The 20301-nt window shown below is 44.1% G+C and carries 21 protein-coding genes and 1 riboswitch; of the genes, 10 read left to right on the top strand and 11 right to left on the bottom strand.

From position 1 onward, the window contains the following. Positions 1-77 precede the first annotated feature (77 nt). From ACXAD8_RS02060 to ACXAD8_RS02050, 3 genes are all read left to right on the top strand, one after another. Positions 78-1733, top strand: a complete 1656-nt coding sequence (locus tag ACXAD8_RS02060; RefSeq protein WP_475224355.1) for a DUF342 domain-containing protein — start codon at positions 78-80, stop codon at positions 1731-1733. A 482-nt stretch (positions 1734-2215) separates the two neighbouring features. Next, positions 2216-3613 carry a hypothetical protein gene (locus tag ACXAD8_RS02055; protein WP_475224353.1) on the top strand — a complete coding sequence of 466 codons (1398 nt, stop codon included), beginning with the start codon at positions 2216-2218 and terminating at the stop codon, positions 3611-3613. Between the two features lie 301 nt (positions 3614-3914). After that, positions 3915-4130, top strand: a complete 216-nt coding sequence (locus ACXAD8_RS02050) for a hypothetical protein (protein ID WP_475224351.1) — start codon at positions 3915-3917, stop codon at positions 4128-4130. A gap of 165 nt (positions 4131-4295) precedes the next feature. Here the strand turns inward: ACXAD8_RS02050 and ACXAD8_RS02045 are convergent, their stop codons facing one another. Next, a complete protein-coding gene (locus ACXAD8_RS02045; protein ID WP_475224349.1) occupies positions 4296-5204 on the bottom strand; it encodes an NAD(P)-dependent oxidoreductase in 909 nt (302 codons plus the stop codon). A gap of 102 nt (positions 5205-5306) precedes the next feature. Here ACXAD8_RS02045 and ACXAD8_RS02040 point away from each other — a divergent pair, with 102 nt between their 5' ends. Beyond that, entirely contained in the window at positions 5307-5795 is a 489-nt protein-coding gene (locus ACXAD8_RS02040; RefSeq protein WP_475224348.1) for a glutathione peroxidase, read from the top strand. A gap of 27 nt (positions 5796-5822) precedes the next feature. Then, entirely contained in the window at positions 5823-6827 is a 1005-nt protein-coding gene (locus ACXAD8_RS02035) for a 2-hydroxyacid dehydrogenase (protein ID WP_475224346.1), read from the top strand. 20 nt (positions 6828-6847) lie between these two features. On the opposite strand, the gene lysC is transcribed toward ACXAD8_RS02035, so the two are convergent. After that, positions 6848-8197, bottom strand: coding sequence for a lysine-sensitive aspartokinase 3 (lysC, locus tag ACXAD8_RS02030; RefSeq protein ID WP_475224344.1), 1350 nt, complete (start codon positions 8195-8197; stop codon positions 6848-6850). Between the two features lie 66 nt (positions 8198-8263). Beyond that, positions 8264-8443: riboswitch (Lysine riboswitch) on the bottom strand. A 90-nt stretch (positions 8444-8533) separates the two neighbouring features. Next, positions 8534-9322, bottom strand: coding sequence for a methyltransferase domain-containing protein (locus ACXAD8_RS02025; RefSeq protein ID WP_475224343.1), 789 nt, complete (start codon positions 9320-9322; stop codon positions 8534-8536). 13 nt (positions 9323-9335) lie between these two features. On the opposite strand from ACXAD8_RS02025, the gene elyC reads away from it, so the two are divergent. Next, positions 9336-10088, top strand: a complete 753-nt coding sequence (gene elyC, locus ACXAD8_RS02020) for an envelope biogenesis factor ElyC (protein WP_475224342.1) — start codon at positions 9336-9338, stop codon at positions 10086-10088. 17 nt (positions 10089-10105) lie between these two features. Here the strand turns inward: elyC and ACXAD8_RS02015 are convergent, their stop codons facing one another. Then, positions 10106-10861 carry a Nif3-like dinuclear metal center hexameric protein gene (locus ACXAD8_RS02015; RefSeq protein ID WP_475224341.1) on the bottom strand — a complete coding sequence of 252 codons (756 nt, stop codon included), beginning with the start codon at positions 10859-10861 and terminating at the stop codon, positions 10106-10108. Positions 10862-10992: 131 nt separating this feature from the next. Here ACXAD8_RS02015 and ACXAD8_RS02010 point away from each other — a divergent pair, with 131 nt between their 5' ends. Next, a complete protein-coding gene (locus ACXAD8_RS02010; protein WP_229527634.1) occupies positions 10993-11352 on the top strand; it encodes a hypothetical protein in 360 nt (119 codons plus the stop codon). A gap of 52 nt (positions 11353-11404) precedes the next feature. On the opposite strand, the gene ACXAD8_RS02005 is transcribed toward ACXAD8_RS02010, so the two are convergent. The 4 genes from ACXAD8_RS02005 to ACXAD8_RS01990 are packed head-to-tail and all read right to left on the bottom strand — an operon-like array spanning position 11405 to position 13645. Beyond that, the gene (locus ACXAD8_RS02005; RefSeq protein ID WP_475224339.1) at positions 11405-12337 is read right to left on the bottom strand and encodes a YbgA family protein; all 933 of its coding nucleotides are present in this window, start codon (positions 12335-12337) and stop codon (positions 11405-11407) included. A gap of 48 nt (positions 12338-12385) precedes the next feature. After that, the gene (locus tag ACXAD8_RS02000; protein ID WP_475224337.1) at positions 12386-12832 is read right to left on the bottom strand and encodes a GNAT family N-acetyltransferase; all 447 of its coding nucleotides are present in this window, start codon (positions 12830-12832) and stop codon (positions 12386-12388) included. Positions 12833-12850: 18 nt separating this feature from the next. Then, positions 12851-13192: a nuclear transport factor 2 family protein gene (locus ACXAD8_RS01995; protein ID WP_475224336.1), complete on the bottom strand. Its 342-nt coding sequence runs from the start codon at positions 13190-13192 to the stop codon at positions 12851-12853. A 12-nt stretch (positions 13193-13204) separates the two neighbouring features. Then, positions 13205-13645 (bottom strand): GNAT family N-acetyltransferase, encoded by a 441-nt coding sequence (locus ACXAD8_RS01990; RefSeq protein WP_475224335.1) that lies wholly within the window; start codon positions 13643-13645, stop codon positions 13205-13207. 161 nt (positions 13646-13806) lie between these two features. On the opposite strand from ACXAD8_RS01990, the gene ACXAD8_RS01985 reads away from it, so the two are divergent. Both ACXAD8_RS01985 and ACXAD8_RS01980 read left to right on the top strand, forming a co-directional pair. Next, positions 13807-14049, top strand: coding sequence for a hypothetical protein (locus ACXAD8_RS01985; protein ID WP_475224334.1), 243 nt, complete (start codon positions 13807-13809; stop codon positions 14047-14049). A 400-nt stretch (positions 14050-14449) separates the two neighbouring features. After that, the gene (locus ACXAD8_RS01980) at positions 14450-14983 is read left to right on the top strand and encodes a hypothetical protein (RefSeq protein WP_475224332.1); all 534 of its coding nucleotides are present in this window, start codon (positions 14450-14452) and stop codon (positions 14981-14983) included. Between the two features lie 69 nt (positions 14984-15052). On the opposite strand, the gene ihfA is transcribed toward ACXAD8_RS01980, so the two are convergent. Genes ihfA through pheS form a run of 3 tightly spaced genes read right to left on the bottom strand, consistent with a single transcriptional unit; the run spans position 15053 to position 18735 of the window. Continuing rightward, positions 15053-15352: an integration host factor subunit alpha gene (gene ihfA / locus ACXAD8_RS01975; RefSeq protein ID WP_229527639.1), complete on the bottom strand. Its 300-nt coding sequence runs from the start codon at positions 15350-15352 to the stop codon at positions 15053-15055. A gap of 3 nt (positions 15353-15355) precedes the next feature. Beyond that, positions 15356-17743: a phenylalanine--tRNA ligase subunit beta gene (gene pheT, locus ACXAD8_RS01970; protein ID WP_475224330.1), complete on the bottom strand. Its 2388-nt coding sequence runs from the start codon at positions 17741-17743 to the stop codon at positions 15356-15358. Between the two features lie 11 nt (positions 17744-17754). Then, positions 17755-18735, bottom strand: coding sequence for a phenylalanine--tRNA ligase subunit alpha (gene pheS, locus ACXAD8_RS01965; RefSeq protein WP_475224329.1), 981 nt, complete (start codon positions 18733-18735; stop codon positions 17755-17757). A 339-nt stretch (positions 18736-19074) separates the two neighbouring features. Between pheS and ACXAD8_RS01960 the strand changes: the two genes are divergently transcribed. Beyond that, complete coding sequence (locus ACXAD8_RS01960) at positions 19075-20298, top strand: EAL and HDOD domain-containing protein (protein ID WP_475224327.1); 1224 nt, start codon at positions 19075-19077, stop codon at positions 20296-20298. Positions 20299-20301 lie beyond the last annotated feature (3 nt).

Here is a 20301-nt window from a genome sequence, read left to right as displayed (position 1 = left end):
ATATGTTGGTAATATTTGATGGCTGAGAACGTCTCAAACGTCACACTAAAATTATAAAAAGCACAGCGGTACAACAAATGAATGGAATTTATTTAGAAATCGATCCCACCGACGAATATCTGGATCTGATGATTATGCCATCGGAAATAGAAGGTCGCCTGGAGGAAAAGTCGATATTGGCATTCGTCAAGAATAGCGAATACAACAGATTCTATATCTTTGAAGAAGCTATCGCTGCTGCTGTTGCCACCTTTAAAAACGCCCAACGGGTAGACACCGCTGATCCCATCACGGAACGCATAGGTGAAAGACGAGATGCACAGGTCAATTTTCGCCTTTCGGATGATGAAATGCGGGCAAACCTGATCATCACCTCGGCCTGGGCGGGCAAACAGGCCACAGTTCAAACATTACAAAACCAGGCTAAAAAATTAAGCATAGTACGAGGCTTAAGTAAGAAAAAGCTGGTAGAAATGGCCGATCTGGCCAGAAACTCCCCTCCCGGCACGGTGCTGGATGAGGTTGTCGCTAAAGGTTTACCGGCCAAAAATGGCAAAAACTCCAGAGTTAAGGCATTGGTGGATAATGCCCTTGAACGGATCCTCAAACCCAAAGAAAAAGATGGCCGCGTAGATATGCGCGACCTGGGTGACATCATCTGTGTAAAAGCAGGTACCCCTGTTGCCCGCAGAGCTCCGCCAACTGAAGGAAGAAAAGGATACACAGTTACCGGCACCCCTCTGGAGCCTGCAGCAGGTTCCTGGGTGAGCTTTAAGCCGGGCTCAGGTACAGAGTTTAGCCCGGATGATGAAAATTTACTGCTAGCCGAAATCAACGGCATGCCGAAGTTTAAACAGGACCGCATGTGGGTGGATGATACCTTTATCTGTAAAGGGGTAAATGTCGGTACCGGTAACGTCAATTATGATGGAGCCGTGCTGGTTAATGGCGATGTAACGGAAAAAATGCAGATCATCGCCACCGGAGATATCACCATTAATGGCTTTGTTGAATCGGCTTTTATTCAGGCAGGTGGCGACATCATTATTACCGAAGGGGCTACCGGCAAGCATCAGGAAGCATCTGATGATTACAGTACCATTTTAGAAGCAGGTGGCAGCGTACACGTTGCGCATGGTCAGGGCCTGGAAATACGCTGTAATGGCAATGTCACTGTTGGACGGCAACTGGCTTACAGCAAAATAAACTGCCGAGGCACAGTTACCGCTGGCCCTATCAACAACCCTAACGGCAACCTGTTTGCCTGTAAAATTGAATGTTTTGGTAAGATTTGTGCCGGTACATTGGGCGCGGTGTCGGGCAGTTCCCTATCTATTGACTTCAGTGGCGGCTTTAACCAACTAATGGAGAAAAAAGACCAGTTAGATGAGTTATGGCTGCAATTGCAACAAAACAACAAAAGCCACGAAGACAAAATTAAATTTATCAAAAGTAAAAAAATACCACGTCAGCTGGCTGATAAAGTTAACGAAGCGATTCACCTTTTTAATAACGAGAAAAAGACGCTGGAATGGCTACAACAAAAAATATCAGAGGTTAAAAAGGCCAAGGATAATTACGTTGGTGTTATCGGTCTGGAAGCCAAAAATAAGATATATCCGGGCGTGGTTGTGCGACTTAACAATCGTTCATGGAAAGCAGACAGAGAATATCCCCGCGCTCGCATTAAGTATGAAGGCCATCAATGGCTTTACGATCCGGTTACCCGTTAAATTAGGTTCCCGGAGAGTAAGCCTTAATGTCATCTGCAGTTCTTCAAATCCAGAATGTCATTTAATCTGACAGACAGCCAATGTGCGTTGGCTGTCTGGCGATTACCAATAATCACAGTATTCTTAAACCGCTACAGTTACGAAGCAGCTCGAAACTCATGTAGTCTGTCCAACCGCAAATACCGTGAAGCAGCCTATCGTGCATCTGTAAATAAGCTGAATAAAAGGTTGCTCCCTCCAATAATAAATACTATTTAATAATCAGTTATTTACAACTTTCTCCTATAGTCAGGAAAACCAGCCAACGGGTCGTTTCGGTCGAAAAGCCACTCAATGAATAAATTTATTGCAGGCCCTTGCTAGTATTGTCTGGGTAAATTTGTTATCAATTTATAAAAGAATGAAAACGACCCGTTCGTTCGATAGAAAAACGACACATTGGGTCGATATTAATTGTTAGGCTTCAAGGAGAGAAATCAACTATGGCACAAATGACTGACTTTGAAGATTTAGTCGCAAAAATAAAAAACCCACTAATAAAAGATTTCATGAAAGAAGCCATGAGTTGCTATTTCGCTGGTGCGTATAGGGGGTGCATCGTTATGAGTTACATTTCACTATTTGATGACTTAACTGAAAAGTTGGGAGCTATGCGTGATGTTAACTCAGACGCTAAAGCAATCTTTATTGAGGTAGAAAAAAGAAAAAAATCGCAAGACGTATTTGAGAATTATCTTTTGGAACAATTGGCTTCTAAGAATTTAATATCTGAACTTGACAGAATTACAATCGACTTAATTAGAGACAGAAGAAACAAATCAGCGCACCCATCAGGCCACCACCCCTCCGCTGAAGAGGCTAGATACATATTTTTCGAAGTTGTCGATAAATTTCTTTCGAAAGAAAAACTCGAAACTAAACATGCAGTTGATGAAATCATCTTGAGATTTAGTAATCAAAACTTTTTCATATCTTCTATTATAAGTGATACTGAAAAGGTGGTTTCTCATGAAATCAAACAGTTACATCCAGAAGTATACCCATATCTAATCATTAAAACATTCGCTGCATTTAAAGATAACGAAGGTATTGTAAGTAAAAATGCTTCTTATTTTTTAGACGGATTAGCTTGTATAAACGATGATGTCATTAACAAGCTACTTGTAAAAAATGTACTAGAGAAGGGACTGGATGGAGATCAAACAGGACATAAATGTTTAAGCATAATATCCTCTAACCCTGCGTTTATTAAAGAGTTAGAGGGGGTTCATAAAACTCGATTTGATGCACTTCTAAACAGCGGACTAGAAGAAATGAAATTCGGGGAAATATCTACAAAGTTGACACACCCCTCTGTTGTTTTGAAGCGCTGTATAGAAACACTCGGATTTGAATATGTTAACGAGCATTATTCAAATCACCTAGAAACAATCGTTGATAAACTCCCCTTTAGACCGGGTGTTATTGAATTTGCTGTTAATGATCATGAACTTAAGAAACGTTTAGTATCTAAACTTAAAGAAAAAGCTGGTTCTTACAGTTTTGATACGGCAAATTCATTCATAGACAGGTTTTTCGATATTGAGAAAAAAGTAACTGAGTTGTTCTCTGGTTCAGAATGCCTTGAGCTAACTTGTGAAATTATTGATGCGGCAAGTAACGGGGCTTGGCGTTCAAGTGAAGTTGTTGAGAGTAAGTTCTCTGGGTTTAAGTTGCTTAAAACTAAAGTGCTCGAGTTCATTCAAGAATCTGAAAATGATGCGCTTGAACTGCTTAAAATAAAATTTAATGACACAATTACATGTGACACATTCAAATCAAGATACTTGATTGAAAATGAGCAGGTTCAAGAGAAAGAGTCCGAAGAAGTTGAAGCCTAACAAACGCCTCAACAAAGGACGCAAAAGCTTGGCTACTTCTCTTTAAATCTGTGGAGTACATGATTGACGTTTGAAATAATAAAACCTATAGAACAAATTAAAACTTTCGCACAAGGAACCGGAATTCGTGAGCTACAAAGATTGCAAAAACTTTACGGAAGAGGAAAATGGAGAAAGAGATAAGGGATAGCAAGAGTTAAGCTGTCCAATGGTGAACTTTTCAAAGCCGAACTTCATTGGTATGAGGCCACGGGTATTGGAAAATTTGAGTTTAAAATCAAACAATTCCTATAGGTTACTTATGCATAATTTTGTTATTTGTGTAGACAACACTGATTACCAGGCTTCATTGGAGCCACGAAAGATCTATGAGGTTGTGTCTGATCCTGATGCCGAGAAAAAGAACTTTCTCAGAGTTATTGACGAATCAGGAGAAGATTACTTGTTCCCCAGCAACCTTTTTATCAACCTGCCACTTGCTGAAGATATTGCTGAGCAAGTTGCGAAAATCGCATAATTGAGTAGCCGGAGGTATCTAGCCTCCCGCTCCACCGAACATATTAGCTGGAGTTTCTGATTTGGTGTCATGCTATATCTATGTTACCCATTCGAGTTTGAGCCACTACAGCTCAGCGAAAGCGGTGCTGAGCACCGCTTTTTAGTACCCCTATCCGATTTCAGATTATCTGGTAAAGCGCTTCAACAACGCTGAGGTATCCCAACGGCCGCCGCCCATTTTCTGTACATCAGCGTAAAACTGATCCACCAAAGCGGTAAGAGGTAAACTACTGCCATTACGAGACGCTTCCTGTAATGCTATACCTAAGTCCTTGCGCATCCAGTCGATGGCAAAGCCAAACTCATATTGGTCTTGTAACATGGTTTTATGGCGGTTTTGCATTTGCCAGGATTGCGCTGCGCCGCGAGAAATAACATCTACTACAGCTTCACAATCCATCCCGGCATTTTGTCCAAAAGCCAGCGCTTCAGCTAAGCCTTGTACCACACCGGCAATGCAAATTTGATTCATCATTTTGGCTTTTTGCCCGGCACCGACCGTTCCCAAAAGTCGATGATATTGCGAGTAAGCGCCTAAAACTCCGGTAATTTTGCGATACTCGGATTCTTCGCCCCCCAGCATCACGGTCAGTTTACCGTTTTCGGCCCCTGCCTGGCCTCCTGATACAGGCGCATCTAAAAAGCTCACTTGTTTTTTTGCCAGTAATTCAGCCATCTCAGTGGCGACTTCAGCCGATGTCGTGGTGTGATCAATGACAATGGCTTTTTCCTGAATTCCAGCAAAAACGCCATTATCGCCTCTGACAACCTGACGTAAATCGTCATCGTTGCCCACACAAATGCAGACGATGTCTGCGCCTTTTGCAGCCTCTCTGGGGGTTTCTGCCATCGATCCGTTAAACTCCCGGCACCAGCTTTGTGCTTTGCTCTGAGTGCGATTGTACACGGTAACCTGAAAACCCGCTTTGCTCAGGTGCCCGGCCATCGGATACCCCATAACGCCCAACCCTAAAAAGGCTACATTCATCATTTTTACCAACCTAAATATTGTAATTTTCTTTAGTGGACGCATTCTGCGTTATATCAGACCTGCAATTCAAGCGGAAAAATTTACGCTGCAGATAATTTATAAAAGCGCTATGCTTAATCAAAATACAACCTCAAGGAGCCTTTCGTGGCAGATAGCATTTACCAGTTCACAGTAAAAAATAATAAAGGTGAAGACATCAACCTGGCACAATATCAGGGAAAGGTATTACTGATTGTTAATACAGCCAGTAAATGCGGGTTTACTCCGCAATATGATGGCCTTCAGGCCCTGTATAATGAGTTTAGTCGGGAGGACTTTGAAGTATTGGCTTTTCCCTGTGATCAGTTCGGTCACCAGGAGCCTGGCGATGATCAACAAATTGAACAATTCTGTAGCATGAATTTTGGCGTTAAATTCCCGTTGTTTAAGAAGCTGGAAGTCAACGGCAAAAACGCCGCGCCAATCTTCGATTATCTGAAATCTGAAGCGCCGGGTTTAATGGGCAGTAAAAGTATCAAATGGAACTTCACCAAGTTTTTAATCGGCAAAGATGGCCAGCCTGTCAAACGCTACGCCCCCAATACCAAACCTGAAAGTATTAAGTCTGATATCGAAGCAGCGATTAAAGCTTAATTTCAGGAAATACAAGAGGCTTATCAAGTGAAGGTGGCGGTATTCAGTGCTAAACCCTACGACAATTTATTTTTAAGTAAATACGCGGCCGATACCGCCCTTGATTTCACCTTTTATGAAACGGCACTCGGTCCTGACACCCAGGCCTTGTGCGAAGGGTTTGATGCGGTAAATTGCTTTGTTAACGATGACTTGTCAGAGCCGGTTCTTTGTGCCCTAAAAGGCTTCGGTATTCGCCACGTCAGCCTGCGCTGTGCAGGCTTTAACAATGTCGACATTAATCAGGCTGAAGCGCTGGGAATAACCGTGACCAGAGTGCCCGCCTATTCGCCTGAATCTGTCGCAGAGCACACGCTGGCGCTGTTGTTAACTCTAAACCGCAAGACCCATAAAGCCTACAACCGGGTTAAAGAAAATAACTTTTCATTACAAGGCTTGATGGGCTTCAATCTCCACGGTAAAACCATAGGTATTATAGGTACAGGGAAGATTGGACTGGCAGTAGTGCGTATTCTTTCCGGTTTTGGCTGCGACGTTATTTGCTACGATCCAATCCAGTCTGAAGTTGTTATCCAATCTGGTGGACGTTACGTTTCTTTAGCCAGCTTACTGCAAAACGCCGACATAATCAGTTTGCATTGCCCTTTAACCCCAGAAACCCACCACCTTATTGACCACACAGCTATTCAGCAAATGAAGCACGGTGTCATCCTGATCAACACCTCACGCGGTGGCCTGGTGGCCACCCAAGAAGTTATAGAGGCACTCAAATCCAAAAAATTAGGTGGGTTAGCACTGGATGTTTATGAGATGGAATCTGAGTTATTTTTTAAAGATCTTTCCAGTGAGATTATCCAGGATGATGTTTTCCAGCGACTACTGACCTTCCCTAATGTGGTGATCACCGGTCATCAGGGATTTTTTACCGAAGAAGCCCTGACAGAAATAGCCATGACCACCATCAATAACCTGTTAGATTATCAAAGTGGCACTATCAACCCTGATAACCGGGTAATGATAGCGCCAGATTGAGTTCAGTCTGCGCTGCCGGTTTAGTTGTCAAACAAACATTGGTGCAGGTGCTCTACAATCCCTGGACCATCATCGCTTTTCACCAGAAAACACAGATTGTGCGCACTGGCACCATGACAGATCATGCGCAAGTTATATTTTTCCAACGCTGACAGCACATTACCGCCTACTCCTCTGGTGGCCTGCAAATGGTTACCAATTACCGCAATCAAAGATAAATCCTCTTCGATCTCGACTTCACCGATTTCCCGCAACTCGGACAGTAAAGAGTCAGTAATTTTACGTGAATTACCATTGGTAGGCTCATCCAGGGTCAAAGCTACACTGATTTCAGATGTGGTTATCAAATCAACACTGATCCTGTGTTTAGCCAGCAAGGTGAAAACTTCAGCCAGAAAGCCGGTGGCATGCAACATAGCCGGGCTTTTCAAAGTCAACAATACCTGTTCTTTACGCAAAGCGATCGCCCGGTAAGCCGGTTTGTGCTCTGTTTGCCAGGCCACCCAGGTACCACCTGCTTCAGGTTCACGGCTGGAACCCACAAATACTCTGATATTGGAGCGCATGGCTGGTATCAATGTGGCCGGATGCAGTATCTTTGCCCCAAAAGTGGCCATTTCCGCCGCTTCATCAAAGCTGATTTCAGGAATGGGACGAGCCTTTGCCGTTAAACGCGGGTCGGTGGTGTAGATGCCATTTACATCCGTCCAGATCTGTAATGCTGAAGCCTGCACGGATTCAGCCAATAATGCCGCACTGTAATCACTGCCACCGCGTCCCAAGGTAGTGGTTTTGCCTAATTCATCAGAGCCAATAAACCCTTGAGTTACAAAAACGCTATGAGGTAACTCAGGTAATATCAGCGTTTCCGCCTGATGTTTAATTTGTTCGATATCCGGTGTTGCCTTGCCAAAAGACGAATCGGTTTTAATGACCTGGCGCACGTCAAAGTTTACCGCATGAACTTTTTGTTCCCGCAGGATTTCGGCAAACAACAGCGAAGACATGCGCTCACCAAAAGACAGTAACTCATCTTGTAACTCTGCAGAATTGGCTAGCTCTGACTCTTTTGCAATAGCAGAAAGTTCGTTGAGCAGATGCTCCAACGCCTGGGCCAATTCCGGTTTGTTACCCATTTTTTTAAGAATAGAAAACTCGATGTCCGCAATGTGCGCTAAAATAGCATCGCGTTCGTTCGTGGGCATATTGCCTTTGGCCAGTCGCACTAAATAATTGGTAACGCCTGATGAGGCGCTTACCACGACTACTTTGATATCCTGATTGCTGGCCACAATATTGGCGCAGCGAGACATGGCGTCAAAATCGGCGACACTGGTGCCCCCAAACTTCGCGACGATCAGTCCTGTCATAATAAATTTTTTCCGAATGAATTAATTGCAATAAAACACTGGCAGGAACGTTTTAAAAAACGTTTCAATACCAGAAGCCCAACACTCCGCCCAAGGAGTGACAGTTACAGAGTTTCACCTCCAATAACCAAACCCACTGCCGTCTGATTGCAATAAGTTCTCGGCGATGGTCCCCGTCATTCTAACAGCAAAGGTAAACAGACTACCCCTGTTGAACTATCTGGCCAACGCTCCTCTTCTGATATACGCAAGAAGAAATCCGTGAATGGAAATCTGGCAGGCGTAAAATCGAGTACGCAGATTAAAAGAAATTCCACGTACAGTTGCAAGCACAATTTAGTTCTTTCTTATCACGATATGGAAATACTTGCCTAACCAGAGAAAGGGTTCCTGCTGACAATGGGCCAACTCCAGCTCCTTAATCTGTTCGTAATTTAACGATTGTTGCTGCTTGTCCTTAAGATAATCATGAAAGCAGCGAATACCCGATTTTTGCATAACTTCACAAGGTAATTCTGCCAGCCAGCCCAGCACGGTTGCGGGTAGCAGTGGTCGATGATTAGCCAGCCTGAGACGGTTCTTCTGCTTCATACCGTTCTTTATCAGGTCAAAATTACCGTACAAAATATTGCTAAACAAGTTGGCGTTTTGATTGAAGAAGCTCAGCGACAAATAACCATTAGGCTGTAGCAGGTTTAACAGTTTAGCCAGCACCTCTTTGGGTTCCTGCAACCACTCAAACACCGCGTGACAAGCAATAAAATCGAAACGCTGAGTGTCGTCAATATCCTGAATAGCACCATGACGCAGTGTCAGACTGTCTCCCCCGTTCAATTTTTTACTGGCCACATCCAGGGTATCCTGAGAAATATCGTTCAGTGTAACCTGCATGTTGCGGGACAACAGCTCTTTGGTAAACTCTCCGGTACCACCTCCGGCATCCAACGCACTGGCCTTTTGTGGTAAAAGAGGCCACAGAAACTCTAAATTATGCAGCAGCATTTCATGTCGTAATTGCCCTTTAGTGGTACCATAAATATTCTTGTCAAACTTGCTGGCAATTCGGTCAAAGCTGGTATCATTCTGACTATCAGGCGCTTTATTATTTTCATTCTTTTCGGACATTGATTAGACAACTATGCTGGGTTTTACTTTAAAAAAATGGCTGGGAGCTTTGTTGCAGCCACTTCCTGTTCTGGTTTTCATTTTACTTATCGTACTTTGGTTAATGTTTAAAGGCCGCCATAAAGCCGCAATCTGGTTACAATCGTTCAGCATACTGTTATTGATAGCCATTTCGACGCCTCCAGCTTCTGATTATCTGATTAAACACATTGAAGGCGATATCCCACAATTTGATGACTCGCAAGCGATAGATTTTGTCGTAGTTCTGGGTTGCGGCCATGTCAATGACCGGCGCGTTCCTATCACAGCCCAAATTAATAGCTGCTCCCTTTATCGCGTTACCGAAGGCGTCAGAATAGCACGACTAAACCCAGGCGCACGCCTCTTATTCAGTGGTTACAATGGCAGTCAACCACTGAGCAACGCTGAAACCAATAAAGAATTAGCAATGGCGCTGGGGATCAGTGAACACCGTATATCTACCTATTCTTCCCCTAAAGATACCCAAGAGGAAGCGCAAACCATGGCACCGACTTTAAACAACAAAAAGTTTGCTTTGGTGACTTCTGCCAGTCACATGCCCCGCGCCCTTAAGTTCTTTCAACAACAGGGCCTTTCGCCCATTCCAGCCCCTACCGGACATTTGCATCGGCAAGAAGGAGAAAGACATTTGCGCGAAAACCTGCCAGATGCCCATTTCCTGCAAAAAACCGAAACCGCCACCTATGAGTTTTTAGGGCAACTGTGGCAGAAAATCACCAGTTAAGTTGGCTACTTTTCGGTTTAAACCGGATTATCAATATCGACAAAGGTGACCTCCAATGCCAACTCACGAGCAATGCGCTCTCCCAGCGCTTTAGCGCCATAGCGCTCTGTAGCATGATGCCCTGCTGACATATAAACTATCCCCAACTCGCGAGCAATGTGGGTAGTTTGCTCCGAGATTTCACCAGAGATAAATAAATCAACGCCATATTCAGCTGCCTGCTCAATAAAACTCTGACCGCCTCCGGTACACCAAGCCACCTGATTGATTTTGCGTTTAGTATTTCCCACAACAAGCGGTGTTCTGCCTAACGCCTGCTCGGCATTTCTGGTAAAGTCTGTAACACTGCTATCTGGGTCGCAGGTGCCGCGCATTACCACACCTTCGGGCTTAATGCCCTCTATCGCATGAATATCTTTAAGCCCCAGCAGCTTGCCCAACTGACTATTATTGCCAAACTCAGGGTGCACATCTAAAGGTAAATGGTAAGCATATAAATTAATGCCATTATCGATGAGTGCCTTAATGCGCTGGTATTTAATGCCTACGATGGCAGGATTTTCGCTCTTCCAGAAAAATCCATGATGTACTAACAGGGCATCTGCACTGTGTTCAATCGCAGCGTCAATCAATGCCTGACAAGCAGTGACCCCGGTAATGATATTATTAACTTCAGACTTGCCCTCTACTTGCAAGCCATTAGGACAATAATCCTTAATCAAATGTGGCTGCATTTGGCTATTTAGCCAACTCAACAGTTCCGTATTTTTCATGAAATTTCCCCGGTTTTTTGTACCCAAATTTGCTATTCAGTATGAAAATTAGACTTTAGCTATAAAACACTGTATAACAACTGGCTGTATTTTCGCATTCAAGTATTAAAAACAAAATAGTTAAGATTAATATGAGTAAATTGGATAAAGATCAGGTAATTGCTAAATTCACAGAAGCCTATACAGCTGCAAACGGCAAAGCGCCGGAAATTGAAGCCAAGGGTGGATGGTACAGTGTCGATGGCGGCAAAAATATGCGCCTGGCACAGTTAGACGAAATGGCCGACGAATTGGCCGGTGGTAAAGCAGAAGAAGCGCCAAAAGCCGCTCCGAAAAAAGCTGAGCCCAAGAAGGAAGCCAAAAAGGCAGAAAAAGCTCCTAAAGCAGCGGCACCTAAAAAAGCCAAAGCTGATAAATCAGGGTTTTCTGTAAAAGCGTTCTGGAACGAAAAGTTAGACAAAGAACATCCGGGCTCTACCCTGCCCCGATAAATTTCAGATGACGCGAAGATTACAAAAAAGCGCTTTTAAGAAGCGCTTTTTTTTATGCCATCAATCCCAACTCTAGTGGATACGGATTCAGGTAGGCTTGCTTTTGCAAAAACTCGTTGGGAAATTCCCGTAAATAATGATTAATCAGGGTTAAAGGCGCTAATAGCGGCACATAACCCCGATGGTATTTTTTTATTTCCTCGGTCAATTCGGCTTTGTATTTACCATCTAGCTCTTGTTTGAAAAACCCCTGCAGGTGCATTAATACATTGGTATGCTTTTTCCGGGTAGTGGGTTTAGACAGCGCCAACATAAATTTACTGCGGTATTGCGTTGCGGCGTCTTCAATATCCTCACTACAATTGGCTACCACAGGCCCAAGCTCGTAGTAAATTTTGGGGTTATAGGCCAGCAACAAATATTTATAGCGGGTGTGAAACTCAATCAGAGAAGCAGGTTGCAGATTTTCCAACACCAATTTTCTGAACTGGGCGTATGCCTCTACACGAGTAAAAAAGCTTTCTCTCAAACCCTGATCATTAAGTCTCCCATCTTCTTCCACTGGTAGATCTGGAAATGCGTGTTTCAGCGCCGCAGCAAACATACCCACGCCATCGCGATGCAATAGCTTGCCATCCTGGTTATGAATCTTTATACGCTCCATGCCACAACTCGGTGACTTTGCCGCCAATATATAACCATCGAGACCTTTTAAACGATCAAGCTGGCGGGAAAAATACTCTGACATGGGTTCACTGTAATCGCTTTCTCCGGTTTTTGAATCAACCAGGCGAATTTGACCTTCAATTTCACGCAACTGAATGGCGGGTCTCGGCACCGGCATTCCAATGCCCACTTCAGGGCAAAACTTTACCAATTCGTAATGTGTCACAATATGGCTGGCTACAAAGGCAGAGCGCTTATGACCACCATCAAACCTTACCTTATCACCTACCACGCAGGCACTGGTTCCTATCTTTATCATATTTTCCTCCTGCCCGTATTACGTCTATTTTGAAATCAGAGATCAACATCAGGCCTTGAGCATAGCAACCTTTTCTATACCGTGCTCAGGCGTCCAGCGTTTGATTTCTTTAAACCCGTGTTTTTCATATAACAGGATAGCAGGTTCATTTTTACTGGCGGTCTCTACCAAGGCCTTTTCGAAATTGCCCAGGCTAAATACATATTTCAGCAGTTGCCCGGCAATACCTTTTCTAAAATGCTCCGGAGCCACTACCAAACTGTGGATCTCCAGCCTATTGGCAATGAGTCCGACCTCAATCACACCAGCCAGCTGCTTACCTTCCTGAGCGCCAAAAAAACGATTTTTTGATTGCGTGATCTGTTCAACGGTGCGCTTTAGCGGCGGAAAGTCTTGTGCCTGAACCAGTTTGGCTTCTATCTGATAAGATGCCTGAAATACATCCCGTATTTGTTGAGCTATATCCTGATTAATATGTTCTAAAGTGACTATCATAATTTGCCTTTGCGCCCATCAGCCCTGAATTACTGCATTCCCGACATTATAGAAAGAGCGAATACTCTTGATAACATCACCTTCCAGCTCATACCACTCACACACCGTCATTTGCAGGCCGGTATTACTATTGTGCTGCTCAAATTGCACGCAAGCCTGGTTACCCTGACAAATGTGCTTGATGACAGTGAGTTTGTTGCCTAAAAAGTCCTGCCTGTTTTTGTTCACGATTTCCATGTAACGTGGTTTTGACTCTATGATGCCAAATGGACTGGTATGGATGAAATCATCCGCTATAGGTAAATCGTCGATTTCACCAGAGTTCCAACATTGAAACCATTTTTCTATAAGTTTATGCATGTGCTTGTCCGGTTATTGAAGCTGTTTAATAAATAAAACCTTACTGCTTGTAATGTCGCCATTGTCCTCATAACCACGAATCTGATAGCCATTATTTATCAGTAAGTTCAGCATAGCAGGAAACTGATTCATGGATTTAACACTGATCAGGTTAAGCCCTCTATAATTTTTAACCCAGCACTCCTGATAATTGAGCAACGCCCGTGCAACCCCGAACTTCCTAAATTTCGGTAAAACAGCGCCAATCCAACTGTAGAATTCTTTGTCTGACACCTGGTAGCCCACTTTAAAAGCAACGTCAGTACCATTAACTGAAGCGATCAGAATAAGGCTGATACGGTCTTTAAGCCGTTCTGATATCGAAGATTCACTGTGTGTTTTGCTAAATTCAGGGACCAATTTTTGTAGCGCGGCCACATCTTTAGCTGAGCCTTCCCGAATTGAAACCTGCATATTTCCCGCACCTCTCAGCAAGTCAATAATTGAGCCTGATTGATACCGTTCATTCTAAATGGGAATAGCTTCATAAACCATCACGGAAATTTTTTAACCTTCCATTCTACCTGCACATTTTACGGTTACTTTATTTACCAAGCAAAAACGGAGGTATGATTATGAATCATGGAAATTACGGACGCAATCTTGCTCCACCAACGCAGGATCCCCGTAGAGATGCCAAAGCTAAGATGATAAATGGCCCCAACAGACAAATTCTGGACAATAAAGCCAACCAATCCCGTCAGGCTCATGTTGCTAAGGTTGCAAACCAATCCTATAACGCCCTCAGGGTTTATCATGGCGTGCATTCAGACGGTCAAAACAGAATCAATCAGCAAAAGGCTTATACCAATCAGTAATAATATGTGATCGCTCAGCGTTAGTCTCATAGCCATGAGGTCGCGACGCGCGAGTGAAGTAATACTGGTGGTCTTTCGAGTCTCGCGCAAAGCTTATCGCATCCTGCTCTCGCCCCTTACCAACATCCTTGTTGGTAACAAAGAGATCATGGCTATGAGCAACGTCGAAGATGGGTTTGAAACGCATTTATGCTGCTTTAGATGTTTTTGATTTAGCCCCACTAGACCTGCAAACATCTGCCTTGCCTACCAAATGCTGTATGGAACAGCATAGAACAGCTTTAGCTGGCCTGCGAAGCAGGTGAGCTACAAGGATGTAGCGAATAAATGCGTTTCAATTCCCACTGAGTAGATCACATATTATTACTGATTGGTATTACTTTCACAGGGTGGACCGGGCATGTCTGCAGCGATTGGCGACCAAAACCGAGCTCAGGGCCATACCTTTGTTACTACCGATAAGGACCAGGCGGGATATTACGCCAAGATATCCACGGAAATGAACAAAGCTCGCGTTATGGAAAACTACAACTCTACCGAAAACCAAATTGATCGTGTATTAAACGGCCAGGTTCAACCGCAAATTATGCGGGCTATTCTTAGCCCCACTGACAAAAACAGAATGTTTCAGGATTACAAAGGAGGCAATGGCGATCACATGATCCCTCACAGTCTCAGTTCTCAGAAAATGCTCCCCGGAGACAACACCAATAATGTCAATATGGCGCAAAAACAGCGCGCCGTCACCCTGATGCAAAATGAGATGCAAAAACGCGGGGCCACCGTCAGCACAGATTCCGCAAGTAACCAATTACAGATACAGCGTCGTGCCTCTATTGCCAATGACAATGCTAAAGTTAACAGCCAGTACGCCACAGACGGGGCCAGGGAAACAGTTAAACGGGCCCGAATGTTTGGCGTTTTTAGACAATAGAGATTTTTGTTTTTAAAAACAAAAAAGCCTCAAAAGAGGCTTTTTTAATATGAATGTAGTTATCGCAGCTCAGAGATCGGCGGGTTTAGACCCTTCGACTCTGCTCTTAAGCTTCTGACCAGGCCTAAATGTGACCACGCGACGGGCTTTAATTGGAATGTCTTCCCCGGTTTTAGGATTTCTTCCGGGACGTTCATTTTTTTCCCGCAAGTCAAAATTTCCAAAACCGGATAATTTTACCTGTTCACCTGCTTCCAGGGCTTCACGCATTTCTTCAAAGAAATGTTCCACCAGGTCTTTGGCGTCTCGCTTATTAAGACCCAGTTTTTCAAACAGGTGTTCTGCCATATCTGCTTTGGTCAGAGCCATAGGTTATTCCCTCAAAGATGCACTAAATTCTTCAGTGAGTTTTTCTACTACACCATTAACTATATTTTGGATTTCACTTTCTTCAAGCGTTCTTTCAACATCTTGAAGTGTCAGGGACAATGCAAGGCTCTTTTTACCTTCACCGATATTGTCACCACGGTATACGTCAAACAAGTTTAGGCCAACCAGTAGATTTGTGCCAAATTTTTCAATGACTTGCAAGACTTCTGTGGCATTTATTGCTTCATCTACGATAATTGCAATATCTCGACGGTTTGCCGGAAATCTGGACAAAGGTTGTGCCTTAGGTAATTTAGCCTCACTCAAATGCGATAAAAGCAGCTCAAAAACGAAGGTTCTGCCGTTTAACGCCAGAGGCTTTTCAAACTTCGGATGCAAAGCTCCCACATAACCGACTAGTTGCTCTGCGCGATAGATCGCAGCAGTTTGGCCGGGATGCATGGCACTGTGTTCTGCCTTTTTAAACTGATACTCACCGGCATTACCGGTTAATGCCAATAAACGCTCCACATCGCCTTTAATATCAAAGAAATCGACTTTCTGGCTGTTTTCATTCCAATATTCTGGCGCTTTATCACCCGCAATTACACCGGCAATCATATTCTCCTGACGGACACCAACTTTGAAGCTGTCGTCCGGAACAAAGCGCAAGCCGGTTTCGAACAAACGAATTCGATTTTGCTGGCGATTTTGATTGTAGCTCACTGATTTTAACAAGCCTGGCAACAAGCTTAAGCGCATCGCCGACATATCAGCCGAAATGGGGTGCGGTAATATTAAGCTTTCAGCATCAGCAAATAACAGTCCCTGTGCTTTGGGATCTACAAACGAATAAGTGATAGCTTCCTGGTAATCATTGGCCACAAGCACGTCTTTGAACAGGTTGATGTTCAAAGCACTTTCCTGATGCTCAGGCATAGACAAGGCTGCCACAGGCGCAACATTGGGAATATTGTTGTAGCCATATATTCTGGCCACTTCTTCGATTAAGTCTTCTTCAATTGAAATATCGAAGCGATATGCAGGAACAAGACACTGCCAGGTATCGTCGCTGAAGGTGGTATTAAAACCAGAGCGTTGCAGCAACTCGGTCACCTGAGCCGCCGGAATATCAATGCCTAATACCCGGGTTAAACGCGACTGGCGCAATCGTACATTTTTAGCTGCAGGAATGTGTTCTTCTGCAACGGCTTCTACCACCGGACCAGCTTCCCCACCAACAATGTCTAACAACAATTGGGTAGCACGTTCCATGGCTGTTTTTTGCAATTGAGGATCTACGCCCCGCTCGTAACGGTGTGATGCATCAGTATGCAAACCGTATTGACGGGCTTTACCAGCAATGGCTAAAGGTGCAAAAAAGGCACTTTCCAGGAAGATATCCACCGAACCTTCAGAAACACCTGAATCCAATCCACCAAAAATACCGGCCATGGCTAGTGGCTTGTGTTCATCTGCAATGACTAAGGTATTGCTTTGCAACGCCACTTCATTGCCATCTAACAGTGTTAATTTTTCGTCCTGCTGAGCAAAGCGAACTTTGATGCCACCGTCCAGTTTAGCCAAATCAAAGGCGTGCATTGGGTGACCCAATTCCAGTAACACATAATTGGTAACATCAACCACAGGGTCAATGGCACGAACCCCACTACGACGCAGGCGTTCTGTAAGCCATACAGGTGACTGTGCATCGAGATTGATACCTTTAATCACCCGTCCTAAATAACGAGGACAGGCCTCAGGCGCTTCCAACACGATGCTTCTGCTATCATCGATTGTTGGCGCAACCGCTGGCACTTCCACTTCGCTGACATCGGCGTTATTTAACACACCGACTTCTCTGGCCAAACCTCGAATACCCAAACAATCAGAGCGATTAGGCGTTAAATCTACTTCGATAGAGACATCATCCAGGCTCAGGTATTCGCGAATATCCTGGCCAATCGGCGCATCAGCTGGAAGTTCAATAATGCCATCGTGATCATCTGAGATTTGCAACTCGGAAAATGAGCACAACATACCAAATGACGGCTGACCACGTAATTTAGCTTTTTTAATTTTAAAGTTGCCCGGTAATACCGCACCGACCGTTGCCACTGCGACTTTCAGGCCCTGACGACAATTGGGCGCACCACAAACGATATCCAATAGTTCATCAGCGCCGACATTAACTTTGGTTACTCGCAGTTTATCGGCATCCGGATGTTGTCCGCATTCAACCACTTCTCCAACCACAACACCGCTGAACTCGCCGGCTACAGCATCGACACCGTCTACTTCCAGACCGGCCATGGTAATCTGCGCCACCAACTCATCTGTTGAAATTGCTGGGTTAACCCAGTCTCTTAACCATTTTTCACTGAATTTCATGCTGATACTTATTACTTAAATTGTTTCAGGAAGCGCAAGTCGTTCTCGAAGAACGCGCGTAAATCGGTAACGCCATAGCGCAACATTGTCAATCGCTCAACGCCCATGCCAAAAGCAAACCCAGTGTATTCTTCAGGATCAATATTCACCGCTTTTAACACGTTTGGGTGCACCATGCCGCAGCCCAGCACTTCCAGCCATTTACCATTTTCACCCATCACATCAACTTCTGCTGATGGTTCTGTAAAGGGAAAGTAAGAAGGTCTAAAACGCACCTGTAGATCTTGCTCAAAAAAGTTGCGCAAAAAGTCATGCAATATGCCTTTTAACTCAGCAAAATTGACATTTTTGTCTACCATCAGGCCTTCAACCTGATGAAACATTGGCGTATGCGTCTGGTCATAATCGTTGCGATAAACACGACCTGGAGAAATTATTCGCAGCGGTGGCTGTTCAGTTTCCATGGTTCTGATTTGTACACCAGAAGTTTGGGTGCGCAACATCACATCGGGATTAAAATAAAAGGTATCGTGATCAGCTCTTGCCGGGTGATGTGCGGGAATGTTCAGGGCATCAAAATTGTGAAAGCCATCTTCCACTTCCGGTCCGGATTTGACTTCGAAGCCCAAATCACCGAAGAATCGCTCAATACGCTTTATGGTGCGGGAAACCGGATGCAACCCGCCCAGCTCGGTCTTCTTACCCGGCAGTGTGACATCGATAGATTCACTGGCCAATTTGGCATTAAGCTCTGCTTCTTTTAGCGCTTCTCCACGTGCGTGAATGGCTTGCTGAACTTGCTGTTTAGCCTCGTTAATGCGCTGCCCCATTGCCGGACGATCTTCAGGTGCAACCTGCCCCAGCCCTTTTAAGAGCGAAGTTAATTCGCCTTTTTTACCCATGTAACTAACACGGATTTCGTCTAGTGCATTCACACTGTCGCAAGACGCGATTTCAGCCTGCGCCTTCTTTACTATGGCTTCGAGATCCATAAACTCCCCGAATGCTTAAAATTTAAGGAAAATGATGAAGGCGGAATTCTACACGAAACCCCAGGAAAGGGGCTAGTGTAATGCCCTATTTTTCTTAGATTACAGCGATTTATTAGCAAAATTCTGCAATTTCTCCGATTAGCCGGGTTAGGTATAGTAAATTAGTCGTAGGTTTTGGGGTTTATGCTGGTATCAGCCACTCGCTTGTGCCACATTATTCTCTGAGACAAGAACCTGTTGCTGGATATTTCGACACTTGAACCTGCAAGATGAGTTAATGGGTTAAAATACTTGGCACGGTCAGCTAATATCAGCTTAAATCAAACGACCAGATAACTTATGGACATTTATGTAGCCCGCCAGGCGGTGCTAAATCAAAACAAGCAAACAGTCGCTTATGAATTATTGTTTCGCGAAGGTAGCGAGAACGCTTACCCCGCTGGTGTCGAGTCAAAAACAGCCACTTCCCGCCTGATTTTAAACCATCATTTAAACTGTGGTTTTGCCCATATTACCTCTGGTAAAAAAGCACTTATTAACTTTTGCAGTGACGGCATTATCGAACAGTTACCCGCACTGGTAGCGCCGGAAGAATTGATCATTGAGATTTTAGAGGATGCCGAACCCACCGATGAATTACTTTTCGCCTGTCAGGAACTAGCTGAAAAAGGCTACCGACTGGCGCTTGATGATTTTAGTTACGACCCAGCCTGGGATCGTTTCTTAAAATATATTCGACTTATTAAAATTGATCTGCAAACGCTGAGCTGTGAACAAATTGAACAGCAGCTAAAAGTGCTGAAAAAGCACAAAAAAATCAAATTTTTAGCTGAAAAAGTGGAAACTCAGCAAGAATTTGAACAGTGTAGCGCCATGGGCTTTGAGTTTTTTCAGGGCTACTTTTTCTGCAAACCTGAAATGGTGAGCGGTAAAGATATCAAGACCAATTATAGTGTTGTGGTGGCGATTCTTTCAGAGGTACTAAGGCCACAATTCAGTTTCGATCGTTTAACCGAGCATTTTGAACTGGATGTTTCGCTAACCTATAAATTACTGAAATTCATCAACTCCAGCTTGTTTCAACTTCAGGAACAAGTGGGCTCAATTAAACAAGCCTTGATCTATCTGGGAGAAGAAGAAGCGCGCAAATTTATCGCATTGATAGCTACAGCGCATATTGCTCAGGAAAAACCCGCGGAACTGGTGAGAATGTCAGTAGTTAGGGCCAGAATGTGTGAAATCATCACGGGGCGCACCAAAGCAGGAAGTACCGATTCGGGATTTTTATTAGGCTTGTTTTCGCTTATTGATGTGATACTCAACAAATCCATGGAAGACATCGTCTTATCTTTACCGCTAATGGACGAAATTAAAGAGGCGTTACTGGGTTATAAAAATAAGCTGTTTCACATTATGCAGCTTATCAAAGCTTATGAAAGTGGCAGTTGGTACAATACTCAGCGATACGCCAACGTGGTACAAATTGAAGAAAAAGCACTACCTGCCATTTATCAGGAAGCGCTGGACTGGTCTGCCAGTTACGAAACCGTCAGCGAACCTTGATGG

Source organism: Planctobacterium sp. AWH2_060 (genome assembly GCF_056158425.1).
This window is presented reverse-complemented; position numbering and strand designations above follow the sequence as displayed.